This is a genomic window from Terrabacter sp. Soil811, from assembly GCF_001429655.1.
Taxonomy (GTDB): Bacteria; Actinomycetota; Actinomycetes; order Actinomycetales; family Dermatophilaceae; genus Terrabacter.
In genome coordinates this window covers 46,426-63,083 of sequence record NZ_LMSX01000011.1, presented here as the reverse complement: position 1 = coordinate 63,083, position 16,658 = coordinate 46,426, and the positions used below count along the sequence as shown (strand labels likewise).

15 protein-coding genes are annotated in these 16,658 nt (G+C 67.5%); 10 read left to right on the top strand and 5 right to left on the bottom strand.

Annotation, left to right across the window (positions count from 1 at the left end):
- The first annotated feature begins 82 nt into the window (after positions 1–82).
- The 3 genes from ASH01_RS19335 (at position 83) to ASH01_RS24085 (ending at position 3,376) form a co-directional block, all read left to right on the top strand.
- Positions 83–1,639 (top strand): MFS transporter, encoded by a 1,557-nt coding sequence (locus ASH01_RS19335; protein WP_056779949.1) that lies wholly within the window; start codon positions 83–85, stop codon positions 1,637–1,639.
- 188 nt (positions 1,640–1,827) lie between these two features.
- A complete protein-coding gene (locus ASH01_RS19330) occupies positions 1,828–2,391 on the top strand; it encodes a sigma-70 family RNA polymerase sigma factor (RefSeq protein WP_056779946.1) in 564 nt (187 codons plus the stop codon).
- Between the two features lie 7 nt (positions 2,392–2,398).
- The gene (locus ASH01_RS24085; RefSeq protein WP_082620008.1) at positions 2,399–3,376 is read left to right on the top strand and encodes a universal stress protein; all 978 of its coding nucleotides are present in this window, start codon (positions 2,399–2,401) and stop codon (positions 3,374–3,376) included.
- Positions 3,377–4,639: 1,263 nt separating this feature from the next.
- Here the strand turns inward: ASH01_RS24085 and ASH01_RS19325 are convergent.
- Both ASH01_RS19325 and ASH01_RS19320 read right to left on the bottom strand, forming a co-directional pair.
- The gene (locus ASH01_RS19325; protein WP_056779944.1) at positions 4,640–6,163 is read right to left on the bottom strand and encodes a CYTH and CHAD domain-containing protein; all 1,524 of its coding nucleotides are present in this window, start codon (positions 6,161–6,163) and stop codon (positions 4,640–4,642) included.
- 65 nt (positions 6,164–6,228) lie between these two features.
- The gene (locus tag ASH01_RS19320; RefSeq protein ID WP_056779942.1) at positions 6,229–7,005 is read right to left on the bottom strand and encodes an endonuclease/exonuclease/phosphatase family protein; all 777 of its coding nucleotides are present in this window, start codon (positions 7,003–7,005) and stop codon (positions 6,229–6,231) included.
- Positions 7,006–7,086: 81 nt separating this feature from the next.
- Here ASH01_RS19320 and ASH01_RS19315 point away from each other — a divergent pair, with 81 nt between their 5' ends.
- The 4 genes from ASH01_RS19315 (at position 7,087) to ASH01_RS19305 (ending at position 11,072) form a co-directional block, all read left to right on the top strand.
- A complete protein-coding gene (locus tag ASH01_RS19315) occupies positions 7,087–7,641 on the top strand; it encodes a nucleotidyltransferase family protein (protein WP_056779939.1) in 555 nt (184 codons plus the stop codon).
- Between the two features lie 707 nt (positions 7,642–8,348).
- Complete coding sequence (locus tag ASH01_RS22700; protein ID WP_082620006.1) at positions 8,349–8,726, top strand: hypothetical protein; 378 nt, start codon at positions 8,349–8,351, stop codon at positions 8,724–8,726.
- A gap of 241 nt (positions 8,727–8,967) precedes the next feature.
- Positions 8,968–10,077, top strand: coding sequence for a flavohemoglobin expression-modulating QEGLA motif protein (locus tag ASH01_RS19310; RefSeq protein WP_235509674.1), 1,110 nt, complete (start codon positions 8,968–8,970; stop codon positions 10,075–10,077).
- A complete protein-coding gene (locus tag ASH01_RS19305; protein WP_056779936.1) occupies positions 10,074–11,072 on the top strand; it encodes a glutathione synthase in 999 nt (332 codons plus the stop codon). The genes ASH01_RS19310 and ASH01_RS19305 overlap by 4 nt, the downstream gene beginning before the upstream one ends.
- Before the next feature lie 841 nt (positions 11,073–11,913).
- Here the strand turns inward: ASH01_RS19305 and ASH01_RS19300 are convergent.
- From ASH01_RS19300 to ASH01_RS19290, 3 genes are all read right to left on the bottom strand, one after another.
- Positions 11,914–12,108, bottom strand: a complete 195-nt coding sequence (locus ASH01_RS19300) for a hypothetical protein (protein ID WP_156415676.1) — start codon at positions 12,106–12,108, stop codon at positions 11,914–11,916.
- Positions 12,109–12,379: 271 nt separating this feature from the next.
- Positions 12,380–13,120 (bottom strand): GAF and ANTAR domain-containing protein, encoded by a 741-nt coding sequence (locus ASH01_RS19295; protein WP_056779930.1) that lies wholly within the window; start codon positions 13,118–13,120, stop codon positions 12,380–12,382.
- Between the two features lie 129 nt (positions 13,121–13,249).
- Positions 13,250–13,837 (bottom strand): GAF domain-containing protein, encoded by a 588-nt coding sequence (locus ASH01_RS19290; RefSeq protein ID WP_056779928.1) that lies wholly within the window; start codon positions 13,835–13,837, stop codon positions 13,250–13,252.
- A gap of 185 nt (positions 13,838–14,022) precedes the next feature.
- Here ASH01_RS19290 and ASH01_RS19285 point away from each other — a divergent pair, with 185 nt between their 5' ends.
- The 3 genes from ASH01_RS19285 to ASH01_RS19275 are packed head-to-tail and all read left to right on the top strand — an operon-like array spanning position 14,023 to position 16,549.
- Positions 14,023–14,493, top strand: coding sequence for a hypothetical protein (locus ASH01_RS19285; protein WP_056779927.1), 471 nt, complete (start codon positions 14,023–14,025; stop codon positions 14,491–14,493).
- Positions 14,490–15,719, top strand: a complete 1,230-nt coding sequence (locus tag ASH01_RS19280; protein ID WP_056779923.1) for an NRAMP family divalent metal transporter — start codon at positions 14,490–14,492, stop codon at positions 15,717–15,719. Before ASH01_RS19285 ends, ASH01_RS19280 begins: the two co-directional genes overlap by 4 nt.
- The gene (locus tag ASH01_RS19275; RefSeq protein WP_056779920.1) at positions 15,716–16,549 is read left to right on the top strand and encodes a hypothetical protein; all 834 of its coding nucleotides are present in this window, start codon (positions 15,716–15,718) and stop codon (positions 16,547–16,549) included. Before ASH01_RS19280 ends, ASH01_RS19275 begins: the two co-directional genes overlap by 4 nt.
- The last annotated feature ends 109 nt before the right edge of the window (positions 16,550–16,658 follow it).

Here is a 16,658-nt window from a genome sequence, read left to right as displayed (position 1 = left end):
TGCACAGAGCGCGGACGGGCGAGGGCCGCGGCCCTCGGATCGCGCATGCCTGCCTCTTTCCCATCACGCACCGGAGCCCGTCATGAGCCACGCCACCCGCATCAGCTCTCGCCGCGTTGGTAGCCCTAGCATCACCCTGTTCGCGATGTGCCTGACAGCAGGAATGACGTTCCTGGAGATCACAGCCACCATCGGCACCTTGACCGCCATCGGCAACGACCTGCACGTCTTGCCCAGCACCCTGGTGTGGGTGGCTAGCTCGTACACCCTCCCGGTGGCAGCACTGATCCTGAGCGCCTCAACCCTGGGTAGCCTCTATGGGCGCAAGCGCCTCTTGGTGTGCGGTGTGGTCGTGCTGGCTCTCGGCAGCCTGACCGTCGCGACGGCACAAGACGTCTCCCTTCTCCTGACCGGGCAGGGAATCGCCGGGCTCGGCGCCGCCCTCATCCTGCCCAACAGCATCGCCCTGATCACCGTGACGTTCACCGACCCGCATCGCCGCACTGAAGCCATCGGGCTGTGGGCCGCAGCGTCAGGCATCGGATTGGCCGCCGGCCCCGTCATCGCTGGTGTGCTACTCGAGCACTACAGCTGGCACTCGGTGTTTCTCACGAATGTTGTCTTGGGAGCAGTAGCCCTAGCGGTCACGCTCCCGTGGGTTGTGGAGTCTCGCCAACCCGGCCAACGGCTCGACCCGGCCGGACTGGTCCTCGGGACCTTGGCCGTCTCGTGCGGGGTATTCGGGATCATCGAGGGCGGAAGTCGTGGTTACGGAGATCCTCGGGTCGTCGTGTCCTTCGCCGTGGCCGCCGTGGCTGCAGCAGCGTTCGTGGGTGTCGAGCTGCGCGCGCGAGACCCCATGGTCGACGTCCGACTGTTCCGCTCGCGGTCATTCTCGGTAGTGATGGTTGTCTCCGCCGTCGGCCTGTTTGGCTTCACCGGCGTCACGTTGTTGGTCGTCTTGTTCTTCCAGCGCGTACTGGGCCTCACGCAGTTCGCCACTGGGCTGAGGTTGCTGCCAGAGATGCTCGCGTTCATCCTCGCCTCGGCTGTCACCGCGAAGCTCGTCCGCAAGATCGGGTTCACCATTCCGATGGTCGCCGGGCTCAGCCTCAGCGCGGCGGCGAGCATCGTCATGCTCTCTGCTGACGCCACCACCTACCACCTGTCTTTGGAACTCTCGTTGGCCTTGTTCGGCGCCGGCCTCGGCTTCGTCGTGGCCGCCAGCACCGCCGCAGCGCTGACCAGCGTCGCGCCCGTACACGCGGCGATGGCATCCGGGCTCGTCAACACCTTCCGGCAGGTCGGCGCCGTCATGGGCACGGCCGTGCTAGGCACCATCCTGACCAGCGGCGCCACCAGTCGCCTCCCGGCGGCACTGACCACCTCGGGGGTGACCGGTCCGCTCCAGGACGACATCGTCCTCGCGTTCTCCAAGGGCACGCTGAACCCTCGTTCGCTACCTGCGCCGGCGCGGACCGCGCTGCAGAACGCCCTGACCTCCGGCGTGCATGCGGGACTGATCGTCAACGCCGGACTGTTCGCCATCGCTGCCATCATGGCCGCAGCCCTCGTTCGCCATCAGCATCTCGGGGGAAGGCCAGTGTCGGCCCAAGCTCCTCCGGTACGGACCCCGTAGATGCCAGGACCTGAAGCGTCCGCGCTGACGCCAGCGGTCCTGCCCCGCGACTACTAGGCCAGCGACGTGCGTCGTCCAGCTGCATACCCGAGACAGGAGTTCTCATGCCCAGAACAGCAACTGCCAGCGGCCGCCGCGTCGGGGTCCCCGGGCTAGGTCAGGACACCCGTCGTCCGCTCGGGGCGCAAGTGCAGACGTTCGATCCAAAGGGTGTGTCTTGGGAGCAGATCGTGCTAGACCACCATGCTTTCGTTCTTCGCCAAGCGCGGGGTCTGACCCGCAACCAGCATGACGCTGAGGACCTCACGTCGGACGTATTCGTCCGTGCCTTCGGTGCACTGCACTGTTACGTTCCGGGGGGCAGCTTTCGCGGGTGGCTGGCCCGGATCACCAAGAACCTGTACATCGACCAGGTGCGGCGTCGTAACCGGCTCCGTTTCAGCCCAATGTCCGAGTCTCAGGAACGCCTGTTGCGCAGCAGCGAGCTGGACCCGGCCGACGCTGTCACCGCCACCCTTCTCGAGCCCCGACTGCAACGAGCCCTGGACACCTTGCCGCCGGCTTTTCGAGAGGTCATCGTTCTGCGCGACCTTCGCGGGCTGAGCAACGAAGAGGTCGCCACCGAGCTCGGCCTCAAGCAGGCCACCGTGCGAACCCGCATTCACCGAGGCAGGGCCCGGCTGCGCACCGCTCTTGCCTCGCCGGGGTCAGCAGTGCAGAGGCCGTTGGCCGTCACACCCGCTAACAGATGAGTCCGGCATGTCTCCCCAGCAAGGACCAGTGCCTGACCCGTCGTGGCGTCACGGCCAGGCTGCCCTGTTGCCGGTACCGCCGAGAGAACTGATCGTCGGCGTGGCTCACGACGCCCGCAGTGGCGCCGCCTTGGAGTGGGCGGCCGCGGAGGCGGCGGCCCGCAACGTTCCGCTGCGCATCGTGCACGCGTTCCGCCTTCCGACGCTGACTGACGCGTGGGCGGCGTTGAGCGTGCCAGCTCAGAGCGCCGTGGCGTTGGAGGCTGCGCAGCACGTCCTACACGATTCAATGTGCCACGCCTTGAAGGTTGTCCCGGACCTCGAGGTCTCGACCCACCCTCATAACGGGTCGGGGATCGACGCCTTGCTCACCCAAGGGACCACGGACGCACTCCTGGTAGTAGGGGCCGGCGCGCAGCAGACAGCGTGGGCACTGTTGAGAGGCTCGACCGCGACCAGGATCGCCGAGAAGGCGCGCACCCCCCTCGTAGCAGTGACTTTGGCCGAGCGGCCGTCACCGGGATCATCCCAAGGCCGGGTCGTTGTGGGTGTGAGTCAAGTGGGCAGTCCCCTTGACGCGTTGGGGTTCGCGTTCGATGCGGCCCGGCGCCGCAGCACCGGTCTCACCGCGGTGCGCGCCTGGTCACCGCTCACGCCTGATCTACGGCGCGGCAAGAATGCCATTGCTGAGCGCGAACAACGTGAGCACCTCAGGCGCCTGCTGCGACCGTACGAAGAAGCGTTTCCGGACGTTGAAGTGCGCCATCGCGTGCTGCCAGTCGGAGCAGTAGAGGCCCTGATGAACGAGGCCGGCGGCGCCAGCCTGCTTGTTCTAGGTTCTAGGGGCCACCGGGGACTGCTGGGCGGAAGCTCTGGGCATGTTCGCCGTGCCCTGCTGAGTCAGGTACACACACCGGTGGCCATAGTGCCCGCCCGTCGCGCAAGAGGTACACGACTTGGCTTGGTGGGGTCGCGCAATCACTAGGCGATCAACATCTCGCACCGCGAGTCATCACCTCCGCCTGGCGCTAGGGCACCTTGATGCATCGGTGAAGCGAATCCGCCTGCGCAGTGAGCTTGCTGCCGGCGCATCTCCACATGGCGGAGCGTGCCGTGCTCATGGTGAACACCTCTTCAGCCGGTCAACCATTCGCGCGCCCTGCCGCCGTCTGTGGTGATGAGATCGTCCGGTTCATAGGGGCATCGCACGCCGCTGACCTAATCGCATACCGACGGGGCACACCTCCACTGACGTTCACTTCACGTCCATGCGTGAGCTGCATGACCCGCAATGGACGGACGAGGGGCTTGTGGCCTTTGCCCTGGGTTTGAAGAAGCTCGCTCAGATGGACCCGGAGCGAGTCAGACTGCCGGCCTTCAAGATTGGAGTCTCGTGAGCATCTCTGCAGGCAACGCCTTCGACGACGGCCCCGCCCACCGCGGGTGGCTCGTTGCGGCAACTCTCGGCGCCTCGGCAGGGCCTCAGGGTCTTGATCCTGGGGCGCCACCAGCAGCCATCACGTCGCCGGCGAGGCCGGCGAGGCCGCGCGCCTCCTGACGACCATCGACGGCGCCAGTCATGCGGTAGTTGGAGAGCCGATGCGGGTCCTGCTTCCGCCACCGGAGCGATCGTCGACGATCTCGAGTGCACGTCGATGCGGCTCGAGACCCACGTCGCACGCGCAGCCTCAAGAAGGGAGGGCGGGTGATGCGTGGCCCTCTGGGCCCAAGGTATTTCGAAGGCGTGGGCCGTAACGTCCGTGGAAGTGACGGCGTCGCCCGCCCTCCCCAGGCGTCACCTCCTCATGGGCGGCGTCGTCCATGAGGTCCGCCTGGTTTCCGCCGACCGCATGGAATGCCTGATCGCGGTCATCTGTGGGTACTTGGATGTTGGCGTCCCGGTGACTGCTGAGGGGCACTCCCGGGGCGCCCTCAGATGTCCGCGGCCCGGTCCGGTCGCGGTCTGCGTGCGCGTTCGTCCGAGGCTCCTCTCGGTGGGTCGGGCTGGTGAGGGTTGTCGTGGTCGGGAAACCGGTCGCGGGGATCGGTCGCACCGGTTCCGGTCCCCGTAGGAAGGGAACCGGGAACCGCTGCTGCGACTGGCACCGAAAGGGATCGGTCGGGGATCGGTGAGGGATCGGTCATCGGTCGCCCTCGAACGCCGTGATGAGATGGTGCAGAGTCGGCCCACCGGGGACCACATGTTGGCGGCCGCGGTCAGCCCTTTGGGGCCGTCGGTGTATCCCTGCTAGGCGGTCCAGCGCGGAATCTGCTTGTGCCTGAACTTGGTCCAGACCGTCTCGAACTCGGCCTCGGCACGTTCGGCGCGAACCTGCTCCAGAGCGTGGAGCCGACCAAAGGTGAAGCTGTTGTCCCCGGCCAAGTGCGCCTGCACTCCCAGCTCGCGCAGACGGCCGCGCGAGTTGACCGAGTCCTGGTGCGCGCCGAGCACCTTCTGCGTCTGTCTGGCGGACTTCGCGAGTGAACGAGCCCGCTTGCCCAGCGGGGGTGCTGCAACTTCGGCGGCGTAACGCAGGCGCTTGGCCTTCTTCCGGGTCTCGTGGAACGCCATGTCGCGGTGGGCGGCGTCCGGGGCGGCCTCGATGGCTCGCACTGCGCGACGAAGCCGCTTCACGTCACGGGCGAGCAGACGCGGCATCATGGTGCGCGCCGACGTGTCCGCGCGCGGCCGCAGCGGGGGGCTGGCGGCGAGAGTGTCGAGGGTGTCGAGCAGGCGCCGATATCGGTCACTGTCGAGCGCTTCGCGGGCCCCCACGAGTCCGGTCTGGTGATCAGCGCGCAGCTGGTCGTCGATGCGCGTCACGGCAGAGCCGATGACCAGCTCATCCGGCTCCGACGAGGCCAGGGCGAGCAGGTGCTCACGTAGCACCTGCGCGTCCCGCGCCGGCGCGAGCGACTGGCCGAGCCAGCGCAGGTCCTCCTGAACGGTGACGGTCCGATCGAGGATCGGCCGGAAGGTGCTGAGGGCGGATCGCAACCGCCGGGCGGCGATCCGAAGCCGGTGGACCGACTCGGGGTGGCCGGCCCGCACCCCGGCGTCGTGCTCGTGCAGACGAGCAGTCTGTTGGGTCAGGTGCGCGGACAGCAGTTGGCCGGCGGTGCCCCTGGCGAGCTGCTTCCTCGACGGCCGCGGCTGCATGACGACTGGGATCTCGCCGACGACGCGACCCAGCTTCGACCCGGTGCTCGCGGGGACAGCGCCCGCGGCGAGCAGGACCGCGGTGACGGCGTCAAGCACCGAGGCAGGACCTACGTCTAGCTCGACCTCCCATTCCCTCCAGGTCTGGTCGGGCTCGTCGTCGCCGAGCAGCTGACCGAGCACCGAGTCGTCGCAGACCCGCGCGAGGACGGAGCCCTCGGCATCCCGCAGGGCGTACTCACGCCGCGTCGTGTTCACGATAACGATCGGTGCGAGCGGTCGATCGCGGACGATGGCCCGCACCCGCATCCGTAGTGGGTCAGGAACGTCACCTCCTGCGGGGCCGAGTGGCTCGCGAATCTCAGTCCTGGTGTCTGGGCCGGCAGGCAGCTTCAGATGCCACCCGTCATCCGTGCCGCCGGTCCGGCGCCGCAACGTGATTCGCTTGCGGGCGAGGTCGTAGTCCGGGGTGTCGAAGTAGACGGCATCGAGCTGGAACTCGCTGGCTTGGTCGACCGAGACCACGCCCTCAACGGAGGTGAGGTTCGGCAAGACGGTTCGTGTTTCGACGTCGAACTTTCGCTCTGTCTCTTCATGGTGCGAAGCGGCCATGTCACGATCTTGGCGCATTCTCGGTTTCCTTGGGGAGGCTGGGGCTGGCCCGCTCGCGGCGTCGCTCAGACCGGGTGTTGGAGCAGTTCGACGTCCACAGCCAGCGCCCTGTGGTCAGAGACAGGGAGCGCCACGGCCTCGCCGCGGTGGGTCCGTACGCTTCCACGCACGAGCACATGGTCGATCTGCTGGTTCGGTCCGGCCGCCGGATAGGTCAGCAGCTGCACGCCCGATGTCATCCCTGTGAGGCGCGTCGCGCGCTCGGGTCCCATGTTGAGGTCACCCATGAGCAACACCGGCCCGGTGTCGTCGGCGATGTCGGCAACGAGGCGGCGCAGCTGACGTCCGTTCCACCAGTCGATGAACGACAGGTGCGTGTTGACCACCGTGACCTCCCCGTCAGGGGACTCGACGTCGGCGACGACGGCGACCCGAGGCTCGTCGCGCACCAGCTCAGGGAGGCGGCGACCTGAGAAGCGCATCGGGATCCGCACCGGCACCGGTGCGAGCCGGACGACCCGCCACCCCCGCACGGGGAAGCGTGACACGAGGGCGATGCCGTACGCGGCGGCGTCCGGCTGCTCCTCGCCGGTTGAGGCGATCCAGGTCGCACCGGGGCTGCCGGACAGAGCGGCCACGAACCTGTGCTCGGGTGCCCCCATCGCTTCGGCCGCGATGGCCGTGAGATCGGCGTGGTCCGAGCGGTGCTGGTTGTGGTCCACCTCCTGCATCGCCAGGACATCGACGTCGAGGCGCCGGATCGCCTCGCGGAATCCGACGAGATCGACGTGCTGGTCGGTCGGCACGCGCCCGTTGAGGATGTTGAACGTCGCGACTCTCATGACAGGGTCCTACCCGCCGACGGGCCGGCACACGCGAATGCGCGCTGGCGTCGGACGGGCTCGCATGGGTAAACCAACACCATGGGAGTGGACGATGCACCGGACCTTCGTGAGGCGCTCAAGACCGTGGCCGTGGCCCTCAAGCGGTCGGGCGTGCCGTTCGCGCTGATGGGTGGTTATGCGGCATGGGCCCGTGGAGGGCCGGAACCCGACCACGACGTGGACTTCCTCGTCGCGGACGAGGACGCGGACGATGTGGCCCAGCACCTGGCCGACGAGGGCCTCGATGTCGTGCAACCGCCGGAGGACTGGCTGTTCAAGGTCTACGCCGATGGGGCCATGGTCGACATCATCCACGGCCCGGTCGGCGGGGCGGTCCATCGTGCTGAGGTCCAGCGCGCGACGACGATGGACGTTCTGTCGGTCGAGATGCCAGTGCTCGAGGCCACCGAGCTGCTCGTGCACAAGCTGAACGCGCTCGACGAGCACTACTGCGATCTCGCCAAGGTCCTTCCGGTCACGCGGGCGCTGCGAGAGCAGGTCGACTGGGACCGCGTCGCGCATGAGACCGCGGACAACGACTTCGCCGCCACCGTCCTCTTCCTACTCCGACGACTGGACATCATCTCCTGCTGAGTGTGCCCGGACGAGGTGGCTCATCCAGCGTCCATCCCTCCCCGGGCCCGCTTCTGCCCGAGATCGTCCGGGGCGCGCAGGAGTCGCGGCGCCGGTGCCCGTCTGCACCGTCGCAGGCAGATCTTCTCGCGCGCATCGTCATCCGGCTCGGTGGGCGCCTCGACCTCAAGCCGTCATTCACCTCGTGGTTGATTGTGGGCTGGGCGCGAGGCTGTCTCACTCGAGAGGGTCAGAAGACTCCTGCGAGGAGGTCTGCTCCGTGACTGGATCGGTGGCGGTAATGTCCTCGACCGGTGTCGAGGGTGTCCAACCCTCGAACTGTGCCCCGCAAGAGGCGCACGTGTAGACCGCGAAACCAGTCGTCGCCTCCTGGTACGGGGCTGCCGCACGGCCGCGGGTTGCCCCACACGTCGGGCACGTAGGTAGTCCTCCGGTGTTTGTAGCGTCATCCATCGTTCGTTCGTCCACGGCGGCCGGCGTCGCCACAGACTCTCCTTCCGCTCAGGGATATCGATCGAGGCCCGCCCCGTGGCCTCACCTCGTTGGTACCCGCTCACCGGGCCGCCCGTACGCGGAAGCGCGCTGCTGTCCTGATGGTCTGAATGGCCTGACATGCGAGTTTCAGGCAATTGATCCGACCCGTTACACCATGCTTCGGGCGGGTACCTCACGTTCACCGCACGACTCGAACGAGAGGAGAACGCGAAATGTCGGCTCGTGACTGGGACGCTTGGAACTATCGGGAGAGCGCAGGGGTGACTGACCGTCAGGGTGACCTGACGGGTTTCAAGGTGCACGCGGTAGATGGGGACATCGGCAAGGTCGACGCAGCCACCCGCGATGTTGGTGCTGGCTATGTGGTGGTCGACACCTGGCCTTGGATCTTCGGGCGCAAGGTCATACTTCCGGCGGGAACGTTGGAGCGTGTCGACTGGAACGCCAACAGCGTCTACATCGACCGGACGAAGGACCAGATCAAGGACTCGCCCGAACTGGGCGAGGATGCCATCAACGATCCTTCGTATCGCGACCGAGTGGGCAGCTACTACGCACTTCAAACAGCAGCTTTCCGACGTTCTCGATGAAGACCACCTACCCGTCGGGCTCGCTGTTGCGAAGCACCTCGAGGGCCACCTCACGGTGCATGTGACGAACGTCCAGCAGCCGGTTTGCCACGATTTGGCGCGCGTTCTCTACATGATGTCGCCTCTCTGCGGGCGCAAGCGATGGCGGCCTGGGTATGTAGATGGCGTGTCACCGCTGACAGAGCAGCGTTTGGGTCCGGCTCTTGAGATCGACTCTCGCCTAACCGGCCTGGAGCGCGCTGTGGACCTGCTTCTGAACGTGACGCCTGTCAATGCGGCTGAGGCGTGGGTCGACTTCGAACGCGGTGACTTCAGCCGCGCGCCGACTTTGCGGTTGCGGCCCTTGGAGTTCGACCCGGACCTGGTCCGGCGTGATCTCTACGATCTCCAAATCGAGACCGTCACGGACCCTGCACTGCATGCACTCCTGCGAGCCAAGCGAGACGAGATAGCCAGACAAGTGACGGCTCTGGAGGACCGCGACACGTCGCGCTTCGTCTACGGCTCCTTGCAGCTGTATGGGGGGATCACCCGCGCCCTGGCAGCAGACGCGCAAGAGCTGCTGCGGACAATCCCCGCCCAGGTCGCCGCGGCAATCTGCGTCACGGCCGGGGCTTTCGCGGAAGCTGCCCGTGCCGAGTTCCACCGATACGCCGCCTCGTACCCGGGCTTCCCCGTGAACGTCCATGTGCGCGAGGACATCTCGGAGCTGATGGTTTCGTTCGGCCATCTGCTGATCCCCGAAGCCGCGGCGATCAGAGCTGACCGCGTCGAGGCGTTGCTGCACCACGAAGTCGGCACTCACGTCGTCACGTACCAGAACGGTGCCAGGCAACCGCTGAAGCTCTTGACCATCGGTCTGCCCGGCTATGACGAGACCCAGGAGGGACTCGCTGTGCTGGCCGAGTACTTGGTCGGCGGGCTGGACCCCCGCCGGCTGCGGGTGCTCGCGGCGCGAGTCGTCGCCATAGATCAGATGCTGCACGGGGCCGACTTCCTGGAGATCTTCGAGTCTCTGAGAGAGGACCACGACATCCCGGCGCGGACCGCGTGGTCCATCACCATCCGCGTCTTCGTCGCGGGCGGGTCCGTCAAGGACGCTATCTACCTCAGGGGGATCAGCCGTCTCCTTGACCTGCTGGCAGAGGGCATCGACCTCGACGTCCTTTTCGTCGGCAAGCTCGCGGTCGACCACGTCCCGTTGATTCAGGATCTGCTCGACCGCGAGGTACTGGAAGCGCCATGGGTGCGTCCGCGATGGCTGGACGTGCCGGGCGCGCAGGAACGGCTGGACGGCATACGTCGGGGCATGTCCGTCATCGACCTCTACGAAGGAGCCGTGCCGGCATGAGACTTGCCTTCCTCGTCAACGACGTCGCCACTGAGGTCGACGAGTACACGACCACCAGGCTGGCGAGAGCCGCTGCCGAGCGGGGCCACGAGGTCTGGTACCTCGGCGTCGGGGATGTCGAGCTCGGAGAGCGGAACGGGCAGCTGGTCGGCCGGGCCCGGCTCGCCAACATCGACGACGGTGACACGCTGAGCACCTTCATGGCACGGACCCAGGACAGCGACGCCGAACGCATCGTGTTGGACGACCTCGACGCCGTGGTCCTGCGCAACGAGTCGATCGCCGACCTGCAGGAGCGCCCCTGGGCCAGCCCACTCGGTGCAGTCTTCGGCCAGATGCTCAAGGCCCGAGGCGTCGTGGTCGTCAACGACCCCATGTCCCTGATCCGCGCCACCAGCAAGCTGTACCTGGAGGAGTTCCCCGAGAAGATCCGACCCCGATCTCTGGTGACGCGCGACGCCGGGGCGATCGAGCGGTTCGTCCAGACGGTCGGTCACTCCGTCGTCAAACCCCTGTACGGGGCCAAGGGCCGAAACGTCTTCATGATCAAGGACGCCGATGAGACCAACCTCGCGCAGATGACCGAATCGGTGCTGCTCGACGGCTATGCCATCGTCCAAGAGTTCATCGACGGCGGAGAGCGCGGTGACGCACGCATCTTCGTCCTCGAAGGACGCATCCTCGAGCGAGAGGGAAAGCTCGCGGCGTTCCGGAGGGTGCCCACCGGCAACGACCCCCGAGCCAACATCAGCACAGGTGGTCGCTCCATTCCCCTCGAGGTCAGCGACGCCGAGCTCGCCGTGGTGGACGTGATGAGCGAGAAGCTCGTGGCAGACGGGATGTTCCTCGTGGGCATTGATGTGATCGGAGACAAGGTGGTCGAGATCAACGCTGAGAGCCCGGGCGGGATGCAGAGCGTGGAACGCCTCTACGGCGTGGACGTCTGTCCCAGCGTCATCGAGGCCCTGGAGCGGCGCACCCAATCGTTCCCATGAGCACACGTGGGCACGGGGAGCGTGAAACCCGGTCACCGCGCCATCGATGCGCTCGTCGACTCAGGTCTGGCGGGGCGCCGCTCGGGCGCGTGCGTCCCTTCGCGCGTTCACGGTGGGCGCGCGGCTGATTGGGCAGCGAGTGCCGTGCTCGACCGATGGATCGCCGAGCAGTAGGAGGGCGCCGGCTCCACGTCCTGGTGCGCCTGCGGGGGCGTGAGCTCCAGCGGTTCGGGGGACCGAGGCGGTCTTCTGGCCTCGGCGCGCAAATTGAGCATGTCCGAAGGAGGGCCCCATGCCGGGCCTCATCGTTGCACTCGTCGTTCTCGCCGTGGCCGTCACATGGGCCGTCATGTCCGACCGCCGACGCCGCGGTCGACCCTTGTCGCCCCATGATGCTGACGAAGAGGCGCGCAAGGCACGCGGTCGCTCGGACGGTATCGGTGGCGGCTGGACGCCGGGTTCCGGCGGTTCCTCCACGTGACGCCGGCGCGGCCGGGGCTCCGGGCTGCCCGGCAGGGTGCAGGTGACGCGGCTCGCAGAGGTGGCGTGAGCGGCCGCGTCATATGCACAAGTGGAGTGGATGTCGCTGGCCATGTGCGTGCCCGCCGAGACAGAGGTATCGGCGGGTACGTGGGTCTGTTGATGGCACAGGAACTGGGCACCATCGGCGGGTGCGCCCACGCAAGTGCGCGTCATGATCCGGCGCTCGAGCGTCTACAGGATGACGACGCGCTCCCAGGTTGTGGAGGGTGAGGCGCAGCGGCGGCCGCTCGGGTGTTCCGGCCATCGCCCCACCACCCGTACGATCGCTGCCGGCGGCGTGACCCTTACGGCGGCCACGTCAGGCGGCGCGTATGTCGGGCTCGATGAGGCCGACCAACTCTTCGGGCGCCCTGCACCCGCGGGAGCAAAGGACCACCGGGACGTCCTCGAACCAGACGATCTGCCAGACGGTGCCTTCTTCGTTCAGCTCTCGCGCGGCGTAGACCTCGCCGTCGCAGCCGTGAGTCGTGCATGGAACCTTGATCGTGTCCACATCAACCACCTGGATCTGGCGCGGGGTCGTCTCTGGCTAGGCGAGGGGTCGCAGGACGGCAGTCGCTCGGGGTGGTGAGACCGCCGTCCCGCTACTCCTACAACGCATCGGACGCCCGGACGTTACGGCGATTCTCGACCAGGGCTCGCCGATGATGGCCGACACCGCGGCCTAGGGAACGGCGACCGACGACGATGTTGCCTGGTACATCGGTCGCAGCTGATGCCTCGCTCTCCCGACGCACCGGTGTGCTATCGGGCCATCGGTGCCATCACTCGCCGGGAAGGGCGCCGGTCTCCACGAGGTCCGCGGCGACCTCGGCGAGCTTCCGGTTGTGGTGCTGGCTTGTCTCGCGCAAGCGCTGGAAGGCCTCGTCGGGAAGGATGCGGTGACGCTCGACCAGGATGCCGATGGCGGCGCCGATGGTCCTGCTGTGCTCCAGAGCCATCTCCAGGTGCTCGGCGCGGTCGTCACTGCGGGCCGCCTCCACAGCGACAGCGGCGTGCTCGGCTACCAGTGCCGCCCGCGACTCGGCCACCTCGTCGAACACGTGTGGCTGGGCGCTGTACATCGTCAGCACTCCCAGAGTCGTGTCGTTCATGCGCAGGGGAACGGACAGCACGGCGCGGATGGGCGTTCGGGCGACGATGAGAGCGGCGTACTCGCAGAAGCGGGACTCGTCCAACAGGTCATTGCAGCACACGAGTTCGCCGGACTCGAATGCTGCGATCCCCGGGCTTCGGCCCACCTCGCCAGCCACCGCCGAGACCGTGACCATCAGCTCATCGTCGGTCGCGCCCGCGAGCCGAGCCGGCTTCGACGTGAATCGCTCTGCAACGACGACAGCGGCCCAGTCACAGGGCACCAGCTCGACCGACTGGGCAGCGATCTCATGCAGGGTTGGCAGGACACCTGGGGTTTCCGCCAAGTTGCGAGCCAGCGTGCTGAGGGCGGCCGCTGCCCGCAAACCGGAAGCAGCGCCCGTGGTTCGATCGGGGCGGTACGTGGTCATACGCAAATGATGGCATCACCCGGACCACGCAGAATGGTCAAGCGTCTCGGATCATCGGGCCCGAGTCGAGGAGCGGCGGCCGACAGATCGCCCGGCCCGACCGCCGCGCCCGACTGGCGGCGGATGGCCTCAGCCCTCATCGGCGCCGCGCCGCTCGCCGATGACCATGAGGGCGAGCGTCACCACCGGGATGCCCGCCTGCGCCGCGGCCTCGTGAAGCTTGGTCTTGGCCATGGTCGACGGCACGCCCTTGGAGTCCACGAGGATGCTCACCGCCTCGGTGATGGTCTGCAGGTCTTCGAGACGCTGGGGCGCGCGAGCTGCCTCGAGGCGCGTCGCGAAGCTGAGGTCGGCGTTCGAGACGGCGCCCGTCGCCCAGCCGCCGACGATGGACGCGACGTCCTCGACGCGACCGGCGAAGGTGTCGGAGCGGCTGCCGTAGAGGTTGACACCGCCGATGACGCGGTCTCCCTCCATGACGGGCAAGGAGAGCGTGCTGAGGATGCCGCTGGCGGCACCAGACTGGGCGAAGAGCTGCCAGCGGCCCTCGTCGAGGAGTCCCTCGTGGTCCACCGCCACGATGTCGCCGGTCCGCGCGGCCAGCTGGCACGGCCCGTCATCGACGTACTGCACACCGTCGAGAACGGCAGCCTCGTGGCGCGTCGAGACGTAGGTCAGGATGATGTCGTGCCGGGCGACGCCGACGCTGAACGCCACAACGGCGGCACTTCGCTGTCAAGGACCGCGGTGACCTCTGCGAGCTGACCGGCAAGGGCGCCCGCTGGGCATCGGAGGGTTGGGTAAGGGCTCGTCATGACCGAAGGGCTGTCTCTGGCGGGCGGGTGGCTCATCTTCGGCGCGGGCTTGGCCTACCTGGCCTGGCGGATGCTGCGAGCACCACGATGATCCCGGCGGCCGGGTTCCTGCCCGCTGTACGCCGTGGCGCTCTCGGCGCCGCCCTCTCGGCGTCCCTTCTGTCCGGGTGCATCGCTCCGGCCCTCGACTCGGGCGCCTACCAACGCAACGCGATCCGCGCGTTGGACTCGGCCGTCAGCGACGCGCGTACGGGCGCCATTGCGGTTGAGAACCTGCTCGAGGAACGGCTGACCCGAACGTACGCCGACACGGTGGTCACCGAGAGCGAGGACGCCATCGGCCCGGTGGAGGACAGCTTCGGCTCGGTGGACCCGCCGTCGGCGGCCGATGTGCGCCTGCGGGACGAGGTGGGAGGCCTGCTCTCGGACACGAATGACGCACTCGCCGACGCTCGCATCGCCGTGCGCCGTGACGACCGCGCCGGCATGCGCAGGAGCGTGATGCAGCTGCGCGCCCTCGCCGACCGTATGGAGGCACGCTCGGAGCGACTGACGTGAAGAAGATCTTCGCAATCGCGCTCGGGATCCTCACCGCCATCGGCGGTTTCGTCGACATCGGAGACCTCGTCACGAACGGCCTCGTCGGTGCCCGGTTCGGTCTCTCCCTGGTGTGGGTCGTGCTGCTCGGCATCGTCGGCATCTGTGTCTTCGCCGAGATGAGCGGCAGGGTCGCGGCCGTCAGTGGGCGGGCCACCTTCGATCTGGTGCGGGAACGGCTGGGTCCCAGGATGGGGCTGCTCAACCTCGCTGCGTCGATGGCAGTCACCCTCCTCACCTTCACGGCCGAGATCGGGGGCGTGGCGCTCGCCCTGCAGCTGGCGACGAGCGTCAACCCGTACCTCTGGATCCCTGTCGTCGGTGCAGCGGTGTGGATCGTGCTGTGGCGGGTGAAGTTCTCGGTGCTGGAGAATGCCTTCGGCCTCGCGGGACTGGCGCTGGTGGTCTTCGCCGTTGCCCTCTGGCGGCTCGGACCGGACTGGGCTGACCTGTGGCATCAGGTGACTCGACCGGCCGTTCCGCAGGACGAGAGCCACACGACGTACTTCTACTACGCCGTCGCGCTCTTCGGCGCGGCCATGACGCCCTACGAGGTGTTCTTCTTCTCGTCCGGGGGAGTCGAGGAGCGTTGGACCGATACCGATCTCGGAACGATGCGCGCGAACGTCTTCATCGGCTTCCCACTCGGCGGTCTCCTGTCCGTGGCCATCGCCGCGGTGGCAGCGGTCGTCTATCTGCCCGAGGGGGTCCAGGTCGACACACTGGGCCAGATCGGCATGCCCGTCGGCCAGGCCTTGGGGGTCCTCGGACTCGCGCTCGCCCTGTTGGGCTTCTTCGCTGCCACTTTCGGAGCGGCTTGTGAGACCGGGCTCTCGGTGGGCTACAGCATCGCGCAGTACTTCGGCTGGCAGTGGGGCAAGTACGTCGCGCCCCTGCAGGCCGCCCGCTTCCACACCGTGGTCCTGCTCTCCACCATCGTGGCGGTAGGGGTGCTGCTCACGACGGCCGACCCGATCATGCTCACCGAGTACTCGGTCGTGTTCAGCGCTGTGGCCCTGCCCTTGACCTACTTCCCGATCCTCGTCGTCGCCAACGACCGGACCTACATGGGTCGCCACGTGAACGGTCGCCTCGCCAACACCCTCGGCACGGCCTATCTGCTGGTCGTGCTGGTGGCCGCCGTCGCAGCCATCCCGCTCATGGTCGTCACGAGGGCGGGACAGTGACAGCCAGGCGCGCCGAGGAGGCGCACGACATCGTCCTGCGGCTGCTGGACCACCAGATCGTCGGACCGAGCGGCACGTTACTGGGCAACGTCGACGACCTCGAGGTCATCGCAGAGGGGCCCGACTGGTTCGTCACGGGGCTCATGGTTGGGCCTGCCGCGCTGAGCCAGCGGCTCCCCGGACTGCTCGGTCAATGGGTGCAGGCGGTCTGGCGTCGCCTGCACACAGCCGAGGACCCGCGACCCGTGGTCATCCCGATCGTCCACGTGACACGGATCGACTCGGCCGTACACGTGAACCGTGCGGCGGCAGAAGCGCTCTCGGTCACCTTCGGACTCGAGACCTGGCTGCGGGAGTATGTCGTATCCCGCCTCCCGGGAGCTCTCGGCGGCAAGGGAACCGACCAGTCGAACGGCCTCGACCCGGCGACCCGTCGGGTGGGCACCCGACACGACCCGCCTCCGGTGCCGGCCCGATCACCGCGTGAGGGAGCCCGGGGCGTCAGCACCTTCATCGGACGGTGGGTCCTCTCGGCTGACGGAGTGAGAGCCGGACGCGTCAGCGAGCTGCGGTGCATGGGCGCTCCGCACGACGAGCGACAGGAGCCGATGCGCGTCGTGCTCGTCCTCTACACGCCGCACCTGGCCGGTTCCGAGCTCGGCTACTCGGTCGACCGGGAGCAGGGACCGGCCCTGGTGCGACGTCTGGTCCGTGTGTGGCAGCGTCATGACCGCATGGTGGGTGTCGAGCACGTTCGGGGGCTCGACGCGGTCCTCGGTGACCTGCGCCTGAGTCGGTCAGCTCGGCCTCGGCACCCGCACGACCTGTAAGCTGAGAGGACGTCGGTGGACGTCCACCAAGCGCCACCGCTCTAGCATGCGGGCGTTTTGCAGACGTGACCTCGGGTACCTGTGTGACATGCAGACTCCATCTCCAAGT